Genomic DNA, 14,011 nt, shown 5'->3' on the forward strand with positions numbered 1-14,011 from the left:
GAAATGCCGTAGTCCATGGGGGCGCATGGTTGGCTATGACACCAGTCGTTACAATTTCGCGGGTTGCTCTGAATTGATGCGACTTGATGCTAAACTGGCGCCTTTCGCATCAGCCGGACCTGCGTTCATGAGTGAGTTTTTTGCGACCAACCTGAAATTGGCCTGTAGCCACTACCGCTCTATTTCAGAGGTTTGCCGGCAGCTGTCGATCAATCGCGGGCAGTTCAACAAGTACCTCAGCGGGCAGAGCCGTCCGACGGCTTACAACCTCAAGCGCATCGGTGATTTCTTCGGTGTGGAGGAATATGAGCTGGGATTGCCGCCGGAACAGTTCGCCCGGCTGATCGGCGCGCGCAGTACTGCCCAGGCCAATACGGCACAGGGCGATCCGCTGGTCGACTTGCTGCGGCCATTGCGCGAACATGCCGGCAACCTGTCGCGCTACTGCGGTTACTACTTCGAGTATTCCAACTGCATGTCGGTGCCGGGCACCATTCTGCTTTCGCTGGTGCACCTGCGCGAGGAGCGCGGCACCTACCTGTTCGAGCGCCAGGAGCGCCAGGAGCGATCGAGCAGTACCGACGTGCAGGCTGAAGACTGGGTGCGTTGTCGCTATCTGGGCGCGGCGTTCCAGTTGCAGGACCGCCTGTTCCTGATGGACTACGAGTCGCTGACGCTCAATGAGATGAGCCAGACCATCCTCATTCCCAGCTTCAAGAGTCGGATCACCCGCCTCAACGGCCTGAAAACCGGGGTTTCCAGCGGTGACCGGCGTACCCCGGCCTGCACCCGGGTGGTCTGGGAATACCTCGGTGCGGAGATCAACCGCATCAATGCCTATCGCCAGGTGAAGCTCTACCGGCCCGATGACCCGCGCATCGACGACGACGTGCGCGAGCGCCTGAATGTCGGGCCGATCAGCAACGGCCTGTTCGAGATCGAATAGGCCGGCTCAGCCGAGGATGAATTCAGCCACTGTCTGCGCCACCTGATCGGCGACTGCTGGCGTGTTGCGCAGGTGGGCGGCGATGCCATGGTCGCAGTCGGCGAGCAGCAGGCACTCCAGGTGTGGCGGCGGCACCGCAGCGAGCAGGCTGCGTGTGACCTCCTCGGGGATCGGGCTGTAGCGTTGCGCACCGGCCAGCCACAAGGTGCCGGCCGAGCGGCCTTCGCCCTGGCCGTGAGTCCGCGAGTTGAGCCCGTCGTACTCGCCCATCACCAGCAACACCCGGCCGGAGAACTGGCGCAAAAATTCAAAACTGTCGCAATCGAGAAAGCCGTAGGGCTTGCTGATTGCCGCCGTAAAGGCCGGGCCGAACGGTGCGTCGTGGGCGTCGTCCGGGTACACCGCCGGGCAGATCAGTACCAGCTTGTCGATGGCCGGGGTCTGCGCTGCCAGTTTCAGCGCGATGGCCGCGCCCAGGCTGTGCCCGACCAGCGTTTTGCACTGCGCGGCGATATGCCGGTGAAAGCGCTTGGCTTCGGCCAGGTTGGTATTCAGCGACGGTGCTGGCGCGCCCGGTTCGCTGGCGCGGCTGTGCCCGGACAGGTTGCCGGTCAGCGAGCCGATGCCGCGCTGTTGCAGGCGATAGAGCAGGGGGCTCAAACGAGTGAAATCGGAGCGTGCGCCGCCGACCACAAACAGCGGTGGCGCACGTTCCGTGTCGGGCAACAGCAGGCGTGCCTGCTGTTGATAACTGCCGAAGTCTTCGCTGACAAAGCGCTCCATGCCGGGAGCGGGTTCGTCGTATTGCCAGGTGTCGCGTTGGGTCGAGGTCGCTTCGGGGAGCATGAACACCGCCTAGAGGAACTGATGATGCAGCCATTCGCCAAGTGGATTGCCGGCGCTGAGCAGCAGCTTGAGCGCCATGATGCAGCAGACGCAGACCAGCAACGGCTTGATCAGTTTAGGGCCGAAATGCACCGCGCAGCGAGCCCCGAGTTGTGCACCGACAAACGCTGCTGCGGCCATCGCCAGCGCCAGCGGCCAGACGATGGCGCCGCTCAGGGCGAACACCGACAGCGCCCCAAGGTTGCATGAGGCATTCAGCAGCTTGGCGTTGCACACCGCACGCAGCAGTGTCTGTCCGAGCAGGATGACGCAGGCGACCATGAAGAACGAGCCCACGCCTGGGCCGAAGATGCCGTCATAGAAGCCGATCAGCGGCGCCACGGCCAGGCAGAACAGGCTGACCGAGATTTTCGCCTTGCGCGCGTGCTCGTCCGGCTTGGGGCTGAAGGCGAAGTAGGCCGCCACCAGGATCAGCAGCACCGGCACACAGGCCTGCAGGAATTCCTTTGGTATCAGGCTGACCGACAACGCCCCGAGGGCGCCCCCGGCAAACGCCATGGCGGCCATTGGCAAGCCGTTCTGCCAGTCGATCATGCCCTTGCGGGCGAAGGCATAGGTGGCCGAGACCGTGGCCGAGGCGGCCTGGAACTTGTTGGTGGCGATGGCGGCCAACGGGTCGATGCCGGCGACGAACAGCACTGGCAGGGTGATCAGCCCACCGCCGCCAGCGATGGCGTCGAAAAAACCGGCCATCAGGGCCACCGACGCCAGGGTCAGCAACAACGTGATATCAATTTCCATCATCGGGAGGGGTCCTTGTGGTCAGCCGCGTACCAGCAGCGGGTCTTCGCTGAGTACCGCCGGTTGGGCGAAGCGTGAATAGCCGAACAGGCGCACCAGCAGGCGACGGTTGTCCTGGAGAATGTCGCGGCCATGCAGGGCGCGGCTGTTGTTGATCAGCAGCGCGTTGTCGGGCTGCAACACAAAGGGCAGCGCTTCGCTCTCGCCGAGCAAGGCCTGGAACGCATCGAAAGCGCGCCCGGCGGCTTCGCTGGCGTGATCGTTGAGCGAGAAGCGGTAGGCGTTGTAGCGCATGGCAAAGCCGCCGTCGGGATCGAACTGCAGCATCGAAGTGGCCTTGCCGGCCTCACCCTGGCCGGCGACGAAGCAGTCACTGCGGGTGAAGTCGAAGGACGCCGAGGTCAGCGCCAGGGCATGCAGGCTGCCGAGTTTTTCGATGACCGGGCGCAGCGGGATGATTCGCGTTGGCTCATTGGCCGGGTTCCAGCGCGCACTGAGGATCAGTGCCGACGGTGCCGGCGAGCGGCCCTCGCGGGCTTGCACCGAGCAGTTGTAGGGCGCCTCGGTGTGCGGCCCCAGGCGCAGGCCGGCATGTGAGCTGAGCTCGATGCGGCTAGTGGGGTCTTCGCCAGGGCGCAGTACGCTGCCGCCGCCCTTGAAGTTACCGACCAGACGCACCACCTGGCCTTCGTTATCGATGTCGAAGGCGAAGGCGCGGTAGTGCACCAGCTCCAGCAGCAACTGGTTGCGCGAGGCCAGGTACAGGCAGCGCTCGCTCTGTGTCAGGGTGGGCAAGTCGGGGAGCAGTGCGGGGGCCGGATCGCTGCCGGGGCAGGTCATCTGCGTGCACATCAGTGCCGCCAGCCTGCCATCGGCGAAGTGCTGCAACGCGGCCTGTTGGCTGGCATCGAGGGTTGGCTGGATGCGCTGTGCCCACTGGCGGGCCAGGGCGGCGACTCCGCGGGCCTGGGGGCCGCCGAGCTCGGCGAGGTTCTGGCTGGCGGCCGCCAGCGTGCGGGCCTGGTCCTGGTCGAAACTCAGGTACGCGACTTCCGATTCCTGCATGGGAAACATTCCTTGTTATTGGTCTTGTCGGGCAATCCGTGCCGGCCGGATATCAGACAGGGCGTCTGGCAACCGGCAATCGACTGAGCTAACTATTCAACGCGGTTATTCCGTCCGCGTCTGTAAGCTCATTCCGCGCGCAGTATAGGCAGTTTCCTATTTTGTGTAAGCGGAAATAAAAAGGCTTGATAGGTCGGCCTTCGTTGGCGCTCTGCCGGCCCTGCGTTGGACTTCCCCGGCCGGAAACCGCAAAATGAGCCTTTCCTCAATCGACCTGAGCGGACTTGTTGACTCTATGCGAATGCGCCTGATGCTGTTGGGTGGTGGAAATGCCCTCGGGCAAGCGCTGATTCGTCTCGGGGCCGAGGAAGATATCGGCTTTCTCGCACCGCGCCCGCCCGACCAGGGCTGGGACGCGGCGAGCCTGACCCAGCTGCTCGACGACACCCGCCCGGATGCCCTGATCAACCTGGCCTACTACTTCGACTGGTTCCAGGCCGAATCGGTCAGCGAACAGCGCCTGGCTGTCCAGGAGCGCTCGGTCGAGCGCCTGGCCGAGCTCTGTCAGCACCACAACATCATCCTGCTGCAACCTTCCAGTTACCGGGTCTTCGATGGCTCGCGGGCGACCGCCTACAGCGAGAAGGACGAGCCGGTGCCGCTCGGTCAGCGTGGCCAGGCCCTGTGGCGGATGGAGCAGAGCGTGCGTGCGACCTGTCCGCAGCATGTCCTGCTGCGGTTTGGCTGGGTCCTCGACGAGAGCATCGACGGCGTGCTCGGGCGCTTCCTGACCCGCGCCGAAAAAGCCCAGGAGCTGCTGCTGGCCGACGATCGTCGTGGCAACCCGACGCCCGTCGACGATGCCGCGCGGGTGATCCTCTCGGTACTCAAGCAGCTCGATTGCGCCGCGCCGCTGTGGGGCACCTACCACTACGCCGGCAACGAGGCGACCACGCCGCTGGCGCTGGGGCAGGCGATCCTCAGCGAGGCGTCGCAGTTGCACACACTGGCGGTTGAAACGCCTACCGCGCAGGCCCATGCCGCGCGCCCGGATGCGGCAGAGGAGCCGCAGCACGCGGTGCTGGCCTGCAAGAAAATTCTGCACACTTTCGGCATCAAGCCGCGCGCCTGGCGTGCTGGCCTGCCGACCTTACTGGATCGATTCTACCGTCATGGCTGATGCTCCCATTCTGATCACCGGTGGCGCTGGCTTCATCGGTTCGCACCTGAGCGATGCGCTGCTGGAAAAGGGTTACGCAGTCCGCGTGCTGGACGATCTGTCCACCGGCAAGCGCAGCAACCTGCAACTGGACAACCCGCGCCTGCAACTGATCGAAGGCGATGTCGCCGACCCGGTGCTGCTGGGCAAGGCGGTCGAAGGCTGTCGCGCGGTGGTGCACCTGGCCGCGGTGGCCTCGGTGCAGGCCTCGGTCGAAGACCCGGTGAAAACCCACCAGAGCAACTTTATCGGCACGCTGAACGTCTGCGAGGCGATGCGCCTCAATGGCATCAAGCGCGTGCTGTTTGCCTCCAGTGCGGCGGTGTATGGCAACAATGGCGAAGGCGAGTCGATCGTCGAAGACACGCCCAAGGCGCCACTCACACCCTATGCGGTGGACAAGCTCGCGGGCGAGCAGTACCTGGATTTCTACCGTCGTCAGCATGCTCTGGAGCCGGTGGTGTTCCGCTTCTTCAACATCTTTGGGCCGCGCCAGGACCCGTCGTCGCCGTATTCCGGGGTGATCAGCATCTTCAGCGAGCGAGCCTTGAACGGGCAACCGATCGTGCTGTTCGGCGATGGCGAGCAGACCCGCGACTTTGTCTACGTCGGCGATCTGGTCACGGTGATGGTGCAGGCGTTGGAGCTGGCGCAGGTGGAAGAGGGCGCGGTGAATATCGGCCTGAACCAGGCCACGTCGCTGAACCAGTTGCTGGAGGCATTGCGCACTGTGGTTGGCAGCTTGCCGGCGGTCAGCCATGGGCCGGCGCGCGCGGGCGACATTCGCCACTCGCGGGCGAACAATGCGCGCTTGCTGGCGCGTTTCCAGTTCCCTGAGCCGACACCGCTGGCGCAGGGCCTAGCGAAATTGCTCGGCCGTTAAGCGCATCACCGGCAAGGCCGAAAAGCCGGGCACAAAAAAAGGCCGCGACGCCCACCACGTCGCGGCCTTTCTGTTACCCGATGCTTAGAACTTGTAGCCGATACCGACCATGTACACCCATGGGTCGACATCCACATCCACCTTGGTCTTGCCAACGCCCAGGGCGCTTGGGCCGTCGATGCTGGCCTGGGTGTCGATGTCCACGTACCAGACGGCGGCGTTCAGCAGCAGGTTGTCGGTGAGCATGTAGTCCATGCCCAACTGACCGGCCAGGCCGACCGAGTCTTTCAGTTTCATGTTGCTGAAGCCCTGGGCCTTGCGGTTGCTGCTCAGGTCTTCGTCAAAGAACAGGGTGTAGTTCAGGCCGATACCTGCGTATGGCTGGAACTTCGAGGTTGGCTCCATCGGGTAGTACTGCAGCGACAGGGTCGGTGGCAGTTGCTTGATATCGGCGAGCTTGCCGTCCAGGCCGGCGCCCAGGCCCTTGACCCCGACTTCGTGCTGGAACGGGGTTGCCGCCAGCAACTCCAGGCCGATGTGGTCGGTGAGCATGTAGGCGAAGGCCAGGCCCAGTTGGGTGTCGCTGGTCAGGGTCGCCTTGGTGCCCGCAGCCTTGGCACCGTCGAGCTTGATCTCGCCGCTGTCTTCGTTGGGAGCCGTGGTGATCGCACCGGCACGCAGGATGAAGTCACCCGCCTGGTGGGCGTGGGCAACAGGGGCTGCAAGCGCCAGGGCAATGAGCGAGGCGCTGAGCAAGGACTTGTTCATGGAAGCTCCCAAAGGACGATTAGAATTTAATGTGTCCAATGGTAGGGAGGCCGCGCAGGGGGGATCTTGACGCAGCTCAATGAAAACTCAAGCGCTATGGCGCGGCTGTTCATTGTAGTTCATAGGCGTAGATTTTCTCGGCCTCCATCCGGTAGCCGGCCTCGGCCAGCTCGCTGCTCGACGCCTTGACCTGCATCGGCCCTTCGATCCAGTACGGCTGGTAGAGGTCCTCGACCTTGATACCGATTTCGCTGAACACATGGACGATCTGGTTCGACGGTGGCGGCGGCACATGGATGCACGCGCCGTAATACGGCACCAGCAGAAACTCGGTGGTGCGTCCTTCTTCGCTGACTTCCAGCGGCACCACATAGCCGGGAAGTTTCACCTGCTGGCCATCGAGCGCCTGCACCACCGGCGCATCCGGCGCCTGCTGCTGCGCGGCCGGGGCCGACTCGCCGGCCAGCGCGCTGCTCAGTTGCGACAGGTCATGCAGCGGGGTCATCTGTGGCTTGATCAGCGGTGCCCCCTCGGGGATCAATTGCGGCCATTGCAGGGTGCGCGGCTCGCCGGCCCACGCGCTTTGCCCAAGCATCAACAACAGCATCAACAGAACGCGCGGCATCGTTGGGGTTCTCATAAGTGGATGGACAAGCCGTCCGCCAGCGATTGCCGATAGGCACGCCAGGCCGGAATACTGCCCATCAGCACGGCAGCCCCGAGGATGACCGCCAGCAACCTCCATTCATGTGCGCTCGGCAGCGCCAGCGGCAGGTACAGACCGTAGTTCGATTGCACGTAGCCTTGGGCCACGGCGATGCCGAAGTAAAGCAGACCCAGGCCGACGACGATACCTGCCAGCGCCAGCGAGAACGCTTCCAGTACCAGCAGCCCGGCGATGTGCCACGGTCGCGCGCCCACCGAGCGCAGAATCGCCATCTCGCGCCGGCGCTCGTTGAGGCTGGTGAGGATTGCCGTGAGCATGCCGATCAAGCCGGTCAGCACGACGAACAGCGACACCACGAACAGTGCCTGTTCGGCGGTGCCCATCAGGCTCCACAATTCCTGCAAGGCAACCCCGGGCAGAATCGCCAGCAACGGCTCGCCGCGAAATTCGTTGATTTCCCGTTGCAGGGTGAAGGTCGCGATCTTGTTGTTCAGGCCGAGCATGAAGGCGGTGATGGCCTTGGGCGTGAGGTCCATGTTGCGCGCCTGAGTGGCGCTGACCTTGCTGGCCCCGCGCGCCGGTACGCCGTTCTGCCAGTCGATGTGAATCGCTTCCATGCCGCCCAGGCTGATGTGCAGCGTACGGTCGACCGGGGTGCCGGTGCGCTTGAGCACACCGACCACGGTGAACGGCTTGTCGTCGTGTTTCACCAGGCTGATAGCGGCCACACCGTGGGCCAGTACCAGCTTGTCGCCGAGCTGGTAGTGCAGCGCCTCGGCCACTTCGGCGCCGAGCACCACTTCGAACGGGTCGCTGGCGAAGGCCCGTCCCTGGCCCAGTTGCAGGTTCTGTTTGCGGCCGTACTGGTAGTGCTCGAAGTACGCCTCGGTAGTGCCCATCACTCGGTAACCGCGGTGCGAGTCGCCCAGGGAAATCGGGATCGCCCATTTCACCCGGGGGTTGTTGGCGTAATGCTCGTAGCTGTCCCAGCGGATGTTGTTGGTGGCGTTGCCGATGCGAAACACCGAGTACAGCAGCAGGTTCACCGAACCTGAGCGCGCGCCGACGATCAGGTCGGTGCCGCTGATAGTACTGGCGAAGCTGGCGCGGGCTTCGGTGCGCACCCGCTCGACGGCCAGCAGCAGGCCCACCGACAGGGCAATCGCGAAGGCAGTGAGGAAGGCGGTGAAACGACGGTTGGCGAGGCTCGCCAGGGCAAGACGAAGCAGGTACATCAGGCCTCCAGATCGCTGGCGGTGCGGGCGGCGCGGTTGAGTTCGGCGAGCGACAACTGACGGTCGAACAGCGGCGCCAGGCTCTGGTCGTGGCTGACGAACAGCAGGCTCGAACCGGCCTCGCGGCATTCGGCGAACAGCAGGCGGATAAAGGCTTCGCGGCTATCGGCATCGAGCGCCGAAGTGGGCTCGTCGGCGATCACCAGCTCGGGTTGCCCGATCAGCGCCCGCGCGGCGGCTACCCGTTGCTGCTGGCCGATCGACAGGCTGTCGGCACGGCGGTTGAGCAGCGCCGGGTCGCTCAGCCCGAGGTGAGCGAGCAGGGTGGCGGCAGCGGCATCGACACTGCCATGGCGTTGCGCGGCGCGCTCGGCGCGGCTGCGCGAGAAGCGACAGGGCAGCTCGACGTTCTCGCGTAGCGAGAGAAACGGCAGCAGGTTGAACTGTTGGAAGATGTAGCCGGTGTGGTCGACCCGAAAGCGGTCACGGGCCGACAACGTCAGCTCGCCCAGTTCCTGGCCGAGCAGACGCACACTGCCGCTGTCGGGCTTTTGCACGCCGCCGAGCAGGCCGAGCAGGGTGGTTTTGCCGCTGCCGCTGGGGCCTTTGAGGAACAGCGACGCGCCGGCCTCCAGGCGCAGCGCCGGAATGTCCAGCAGCGGCGCCTGGCCAGGCCAGGCAAAGCGCAGGTCGGTCAGTTCGATCAGGGCCTGGCGCATGGTCAGAATTTGGTCGTCGGGGTGGCCGCCGTGGCGGTGACACCGTGCTGGCCGCTCGGGCCGATCAGTTGCAGCTGGATTTTTTGGGTGGCGGGGAACGCCTTGAACAGCGGGCTCAGGTCCAGCTGCGTCAGGTTTGCCGGTTCGCTGCAGGTGAATTGGTAATGCGCGTGGATCTCGCTGTGTGCGTGGTCGTGCTCGTCGTCATCGGCATCGTCGTCCTTGGCCGGGGCATCGTCGAACAGTGGGCTGTCGAGGTCCTGATCGGTTTCTGTGCAGCCAGCGGCGTTGCCCAGGGCGAACAGGCTCAGTGGTTGCTCCAGCTGCTTGCGCACGGTGGCGACCGTGGCCTTGTCGGCGGCGCTGACGGCAGCGTGTTCGAAGCCCAGCAGGTTCATCGCCGGGCTTTCCAGTTCCAGCTCCAGGGTAGTGCCGTCGAGCACCGCATTGACCCGGGCCACCCCGTGCTCATGGGCACCGAGGCTGCCATGGGCATGGTCGTCGTGGTCATCGTGTGCATGGGCTACAGCGAGGGGCAGCAGGGCGAGCGGCAAGGCGAGCAGCAGACGACGCATGGAGAGTACTCCGCAAGGGCGTTGGACATGTTTTGAAATGTTATAACAAGTTTTGTAATGGATGCTAGCACTGCTTGGCGACGGGGTGTGTGCGTGGGAGCATGGGCGTCTGAACACAGGAGGGTGCGAGCGTGCGAATTCGAGGGCACATCGGCGATTGGCCGGTGGATTTGACTGTAGAGCTGGACCCGGCGGAGTGGGCCCAGTTGGGTGGGCACTTGGCTGCGGTGGCACCGGCGGTGGTGACGGGTGCTGCGCCGGCGGTGTCGGCGCGGCCGGACGATTCGCTCTGGCAGGCCGCGCGCGAGGTGCTGCGCAAGGCCGGGCATTTGAGCGGGCCGCAGTTGCTGGAACAGCTGGAAGGGTTGGCCGGGAATACGGCGAGTGGCAAGCGCCTGCTGGTGCGTTTGCGCCATAGCGCCGAGGTGAAGGTAGAGAGCGGGGCCGACGCGCCGGAGTATCACTGGGTGGGGCTGTAGGCGCAGGCAAGCCAGCTCCTACAGGGAGCGGGCTTGTCCCGCGATGAGGCGCTGAAGGTCAGTACAACGCCGCAAACAACTTGCGCCGGTACACCCCCACCAGCGGATGATCGCTGCCCAGCAGCTCGAACACCTGCAGCAGCGTCTTGTGCGGCAACCCGCCCTCATAGCCGCGATTACGCATGAACAGCTTCAACAGCCCATCCAGCGCCGCCTCATACTGCTGGCGCGACAACTGCTGAATGCTCAGCTGATACGCCGCCTCGTCATCCTCGGCATGCTGCGCCAGGCGCGATTTTAGTTCGGCCACTTCCGGCAAGCTCGCTGCCTGCCGCAGGAAGGTCAGTTGCGCCTTCGCGCCAGCCAGCGCGGCCTTGTGCTCATCGCTCTTCACCGCATCCAGCACGGCTTGCGCTTCATTCAGCTCGCCCCGTTCAGCCAGGCAGCGTGCATAGAGGATCAGCGCCCCGGCATTGCTGTTGTCTTCGCTCAGCAGCGCCTTCAGCGTGGCCTCGGCTTCACTGAAACGCCCTTCGGCGAACAGCGCCTGCGCCAGCTCCAGCGGGTCGGCTGCGGCCGCTGGCGGCATCTGTACATGCGGTTCGAGCAAGGCCCGAATCGCCGATTCCGGCTGGGCCCCGGCAAAGCCGTCGACCGGTTGACCATCCTTGAACAGCACCACGGTCGGCAGGCTGCGAATGCCGAAGCGGGCAACGACATCCTGCTCAATGTCGCAGTTGACCTTGGCCAGCAGCAACTCGCCCTGATAGTCCTCGGCAATCTTCGCCAGCAGTGGCATCAGCGCTTTGCACGGCGCACACCATTCGGCCCAAAAGTCGACGAGGACCGGCTTGTGGAAGGAATTCTGAATGACCGACTGATCGAAATCGGCGTCGGTGGCGTCGAAAATGTACGGGGTGTCTTGGCTCATCGCGATTCTCGCAAATCCTTGAATGCCAGCACTATAAGGCTCAGCGGCTGGCGTGGTACAGGCTCACCTGGCGGAACGCGTGGGGCTCGGCCAGATCGGGCAGGGTGAGGGCGTGCAGCGTGTCCAACTGACGGTACAGCGGGTGACGGAAATCGCGCACCCGTGAATCGGCCACCAGCGCCTCGCGACCGCGGCTGAGGAAGGCGTCGAGCAGCGGCAGGTTGGCGCGGTCGTAGAGCACGTCGGCCACCAGGATCAGGTCGAAACGGTCGGCTTCGGCGAAAAAATCGCTGGAATAACTCAGCTCCACGCCATTGAGTGCAGCGTTCGCCCGGCTGGCATCCAGCGCCAGCGGGTCGAGGTCGCAGGCTACCACCTCCCGCGCCCCGGCCCGCGCCGCCGCGATTCCGGCGATGCCGGAGCCGGCACCGAAATCCAGTACGCGCTTGCCCGCCACCCAGTGCGGTTGCGCTGCCAGGTAACGGGCCAGCGCCAGGCCGCTGGCCCAGCAGAAACTCCAGTACGGCGGCTCGTGCAGGATGCGCCGGGTTTCTTCCGGACTGAAGGCGCGGTCCATGTTCTCGGCATCGATCAGCCATAGCTTCAGCGCGCACTCGGGCAGCTCGCTGACCACCAGTTGCGCATCGCCCAGTAGCCCGCTTAGCGCCTGTTGCAGGTGAACTGGTGCAGTCATGGGGCTTTTTCGAAGCGCAGTTGGCCAGTGGCCTGGGTGTGTGCCTGGGCAATCGGCACCGGCTTGAGGTGCAGGATCAACTGCCCGGACTGACTGGCACGGCCACGCAATTCGACCCGTGCCCCCGCCGGGAACGCCTCGGGGTTGAAGCGCAGCTGGAACGGCAGGTCCTGGCCATTGCCGTTCAGCGTGCTGCTGGCCAGCAGGCGTTGTGGGCGTCCGCGCTCATCGATCACCAGCAGTGCCAGCTCGACTTCGGAGCCCGTCGGTACGCCGAGCAGGCTGCCGCTCAGCTCGCGCTGATAGGCGGGCAGTGGGCCGGCGCCGGCGGTTTTTTTCACGGCGACGGGCGCGGTTTGCGGGGCTTGGGATTTGGGTGTGTCGCTGCCGCAGGCGGCCAGCAGGACAGCAAAACTGAGCACAACAAGCGCTCGAATCGACATGGTGAAATCCTTAAGGGGCATATTTCCTCACTGGATGGTAACCCCTTTGGCTTGTCTTGCCAGTGGGATGCGCTACCATGGCCCTCCCTTTTTTTGTTGCCTGCCACCATGCACTGTCCCTTCTGCGGTGCCAACGACACCAAGGTCATCGACTCGCGACTGGTCGCCGAGGGCGAGCAAGTCCGCCGTCGCCGCGAATGCGTGGCCTGCGGTGAGCGTTTCACCACCTTCGAAACCGCCGAGCTGGTACTGCCTCGCCTGATCAAGCAGGACGGCAGCCGCCAACCGTTCGACGAAGACAAACTGCGCGCCGGCATGCAGCGGGCGCTGGAAAAACGCCCGGTCAGCGTCGAGCGGCTGGAAGCGGCGCTGGCGCATATCAAGCACAAGCTGCGCGCCACTGGCGAGCGCGAGGTCAAGTCGCTGGTCGTCGGCGAGTTGGTGATGAGCGAGCTGCAGAAGCTCGACGAAGTCGCCTACATCCGCTTCGCCTCGGTCTACCGGCGGTTCCAGGACCTGGACGAGTTCCGCGAAGAAATCGATCGCCTGGCGCGCGAGCCGGCTAAAGAGTGAGCATGCCCAGCGAACGCGCGGTACTCGACGCCCACTACATGGCCCGCGCGCTGGAACTGGCGCGCAAGGGTCTGTACAGCACCCATCCCAACCCGCGGGTTGGCTGCGTGATCGTCCGCGATGGGCAGATCGTCGGCGAAGGCTGGCACGTGCGTGCCGGCGAACCGCATGCCGAAGTGCATGCCTTGCGCCAGGCCGGCGAGCTGGCCCGTGGCGCCTGCGCCTACGTGACCCTGGAGCCGTGTAGCCACCATGGGCGTACGCCGCCGTGCGCCGAGGCGCTGGTCAAGGCTGGGGTTGCCCGGGTGGTCGCTGCCATGCAGGACCCCAACCCGCAAGTGGCCGGCAAGGGCCTGGCGCGGTTGGCCGAGGTCGGCATCGAAGTGGCCAGCGGTGTGCTTGAACAGGATGCGCGGGCGCTCAACCCCGGCTTTCTCAAGCGCATGGAACACGGCCTGCCATATGTGCGGGTAAAACTGGCGATGAGCCTCGACGGGCGTACAGCCATGGCCAGCGGTGAAAGCCAGTGGATCACTGGCCCGGCCGCGCGCTCGGCGGTGCAGCGCCTGCGCGCGCGCTCCAGCGTGGTCCTGAGCAGCGCCGCCAGCGTACTGGCTGACAATGCGCGGATGACTGTGCGCGGCGAAGCGCTCGGCCTCGACGCCGAGACCACCGCGCTGGCCATGGCCCGCCCGCCGCTGCGCGTACTGATCGACGGGCGTTTGCGCCTGCCGCTGGACGCGCCGTTCTTCCAGGCCGGCCCGGCGCTGGTGGTCACGGCTGCCGCCGTCGACCCGCGCTATGTCGCTGCCGGCCACGAATTGTTGCAACTGCCTGGCGCCGACGGCCAGGTCGACCTGGACGCGCTACTCGTCGAACTGGCACGCCGCGGCGTCAACGAAGTGCTGGTCGAGGCCGGCCCCGGCCTGGCTGGCGCCTTCGCCCAGCGTGGTCAGGTCGACGAGTTCCAACTGTTCATTGCCGGCAAGTTTCTCGGCTCCAGTGCCCGCCCGCTGCTCGACTGGCCACTGGCCCGGATGAGCGAGGCGCCTGCACTGAAAATCACTGAAATGCGCGCGGTTGGCGATGACTGGCGAGTCACTGCCATTCCTGTGCCAGCGCCCAGCGTATAATTTGCGGCTGGCGCCATCAGCGCACCGCTGTTCT

The 14,011-nt window shown here is 64.9% G+C and carries 17 protein-coding genes; 6 read left to right on the forward strand and 11 right to left on the reverse strand.

The annotated features are described in order from the left end of the window. The first annotated feature begins 127 nt into the window (after nt 1-127). Nucleotides 128-946, forward strand: coding sequence for a helix-turn-helix transcriptional regulator (locus DCO48_RS06360; protein ID WP_116549748.1), 819 nt, complete (start codon nt 128-130; stop codon nt 944-946). A 6-nt stretch (nt 947-952) separates the two neighbouring features. Here the strand turns inward: DCO48_RS06360 and DCO48_RS06365 are convergent, their stop codons facing one another. The 3 genes from DCO48_RS06365 to DCO48_RS06375 are packed head-to-tail and all read right to left on the reverse strand — an operon-like array spanning nt 953 to nt 3,658. Further along, complete coding sequence (locus DCO48_RS06365) at nt 953-1,792, reverse strand: alpha/beta hydrolase (protein WP_116549749.1); 840 nt, start codon at nt 1,790-1,792, stop codon at nt 953-955. Nucleotides 1,793-1,801: 9 nt separating this feature from the next. Next, a complete protein-coding gene (locus DCO48_RS06370; protein WP_116549750.1) occupies nt 1,802-2,596 on the reverse strand; it encodes a TSUP family transporter in 795 nt (264 codons plus the stop codon). Nucleotides 2,597-2,614: 18 nt separating this feature from the next. After that, nucleotides 2,615-3,658 (reverse strand): TauD/TfdA family dioxygenase, encoded by a 1,044-nt coding sequence (locus tag DCO48_RS06375; protein ID WP_116549751.1) that lies wholly within the window; start codon nt 3,656-3,658, stop codon nt 2,615-2,617. A 295-nt stretch (nt 3,659-3,953) separates the two neighbouring features. Between DCO48_RS06375 and DCO48_RS06380 the strand changes: the two genes are divergently transcribed. Both DCO48_RS06380 and DCO48_RS06385 read left to right on the forward strand, forming a co-directional pair. Continuing rightward, complete coding sequence (locus DCO48_RS06380; RefSeq protein WP_116549752.1) at nt 3,954-4,838, forward strand: sugar nucleotide-binding protein; 885 nt, start codon at nt 3,954-3,956, stop codon at nt 4,836-4,838. Then, complete coding sequence (locus DCO48_RS06385) at nt 4,831-5,760, forward strand: NAD-dependent epimerase/dehydratase family protein (protein WP_116549753.1); 930 nt, start codon at nt 4,831-4,833, stop codon at nt 5,758-5,760. Before DCO48_RS06380 ends, DCO48_RS06385 begins: the two co-directional genes overlap by 8 nt. Nucleotides 5,761-5,844: 84 nt before the next feature. Here the strand turns inward: DCO48_RS06385 and DCO48_RS06390 are convergent, their stop codons facing one another. The 5 genes from DCO48_RS06390 to DCO48_RS06410 all read right to left on the reverse strand — a co-directional run bounded on the left by DCO48_RS06390 (nt 5,845) and on the right by DCO48_RS06410 (nt 9,724). Continuing rightward, nucleotides 5,845-6,528 (reverse strand): OmpW family protein, encoded by a 684-nt coding sequence (locus tag DCO48_RS06390; RefSeq protein ID WP_116549754.1) that lies wholly within the window; start codon nt 6,526-6,528, stop codon nt 5,845-5,847. A 109-nt stretch (nt 6,529-6,637) separates the two neighbouring features. Further along, nucleotides 6,638-7,153 (reverse strand): DUF3299 domain-containing protein, encoded by a 516-nt coding sequence (locus tag DCO48_RS06395; protein ID WP_116549755.1) that lies wholly within the window; start codon nt 7,151-7,153, stop codon nt 6,638-6,640. A gap of 11 nt (nt 7,154-7,164) precedes the next feature. Beyond that, the gene (locus tag DCO48_RS06400; protein WP_116549756.1) at nt 7,165-8,430 is read right to left on the reverse strand and encodes an ABC transporter permease; all 1,266 of its coding nucleotides are present in this window, start codon (nt 8,428-8,430) and stop codon (nt 7,165-7,167) included. Next, nucleotides 8,430-9,149, reverse strand: a complete 720-nt coding sequence (locus tag DCO48_RS06405; RefSeq protein WP_116549757.1) for an ABC transporter ATP-binding protein — start codon at nt 9,147-9,149, stop codon at nt 8,430-8,432. Before DCO48_RS06405 ends, DCO48_RS06400 begins: the two co-directional genes overlap by 1 nt. Before the next feature lie 2 nt (nt 9,150-9,151). Next, nucleotides 9,152-9,724: a DUF2796 domain-containing protein gene (locus DCO48_RS06410; RefSeq protein WP_116549758.1), complete on the reverse strand. Its 573-nt coding sequence runs from the start codon at nt 9,722-9,724 to the stop codon at nt 9,152-9,154. A gap of 131 nt (nt 9,725-9,855) precedes the next feature. Here DCO48_RS06410 and DCO48_RS06415 point away from each other — a divergent pair, with 131 nt between their 5' ends. Then, nucleotides 9,856-10,203: a hypothetical protein gene (locus tag DCO48_RS06415; protein ID WP_116549759.1), complete on the forward strand. Its 348-nt coding sequence runs from the start codon at nt 9,856-9,858 to the stop codon at nt 10,201-10,203. A gap of 58 nt (nt 10,204-10,261) precedes the next feature. Here the strand turns inward: DCO48_RS06415 and trxA are convergent, their stop codons facing one another. From trxA to DCO48_RS06430, 3 genes are read right to left on the reverse strand one after another with little or no spacing between them, the layout of a single operon-like run. After that, a complete protein-coding gene (trxA, locus tag DCO48_RS06420) occupies nt 10,262-11,134 on the reverse strand; it encodes a thioredoxin (protein WP_116549760.1) in 873 nt (290 codons plus the stop codon). Between the two features lie 40 nt (nt 11,135-11,174). Further along, nucleotides 11,175-11,828, reverse strand: coding sequence for a methyltransferase (locus tag DCO48_RS06425; RefSeq protein WP_116549761.1), 654 nt, complete (start codon nt 11,826-11,828; stop codon nt 11,175-11,177). Further along, nucleotides 11,825-12,271, reverse strand: a complete 447-nt coding sequence (locus tag DCO48_RS06430) for a YbaY family lipoprotein (protein ID WP_116549762.1) — start codon at nt 12,269-12,271, stop codon at nt 11,825-11,827. Before DCO48_RS06430 ends, DCO48_RS06425 begins: the two co-directional genes overlap by 4 nt. Nucleotides 12,272-12,379: 108 nt before the next feature. Here DCO48_RS06430 and nrdR point away from each other — a divergent pair, with 108 nt between their 5' ends. Together nrdR and ribD are read left to right on the forward strand one after the other, a co-directional pair. Beyond that, complete coding sequence (nrdR, locus tag DCO48_RS06435; RefSeq protein ID WP_165840737.1) at nt 12,380-12,844, forward strand: transcriptional regulator NrdR; 465 nt, start codon at nt 12,380-12,382, stop codon at nt 12,842-12,844. Between the two features lie 2 nt (nt 12,845-12,846). Beyond that, nucleotides 12,847-13,977 carry a bifunctional diaminohydroxyphosphoribosylaminopyrimidine deaminase/5-amino-6-(5-phosphoribosylamino)uracil reductase RibD gene (gene ribD, locus DCO48_RS06440; protein WP_116549764.1) on the forward strand — a complete coding sequence of 377 codons (1,131 nt, stop codon included), beginning with the start codon at nt 12,847-12,849 and terminating at the stop codon, nt 13,975-13,977. Nucleotides 13,978-14,011: the final 34 nt, after the last annotated feature.

Source organism: Pseudomonas sp. SDI, from assembly GCF_003105155.1.
In the GTDB taxonomy this organism is placed as follows: domain Bacteria; phylum Pseudomonadota; class Gammaproteobacteria; order Pseudomonadales; family Pseudomonadaceae; genus Aquipseudomonas.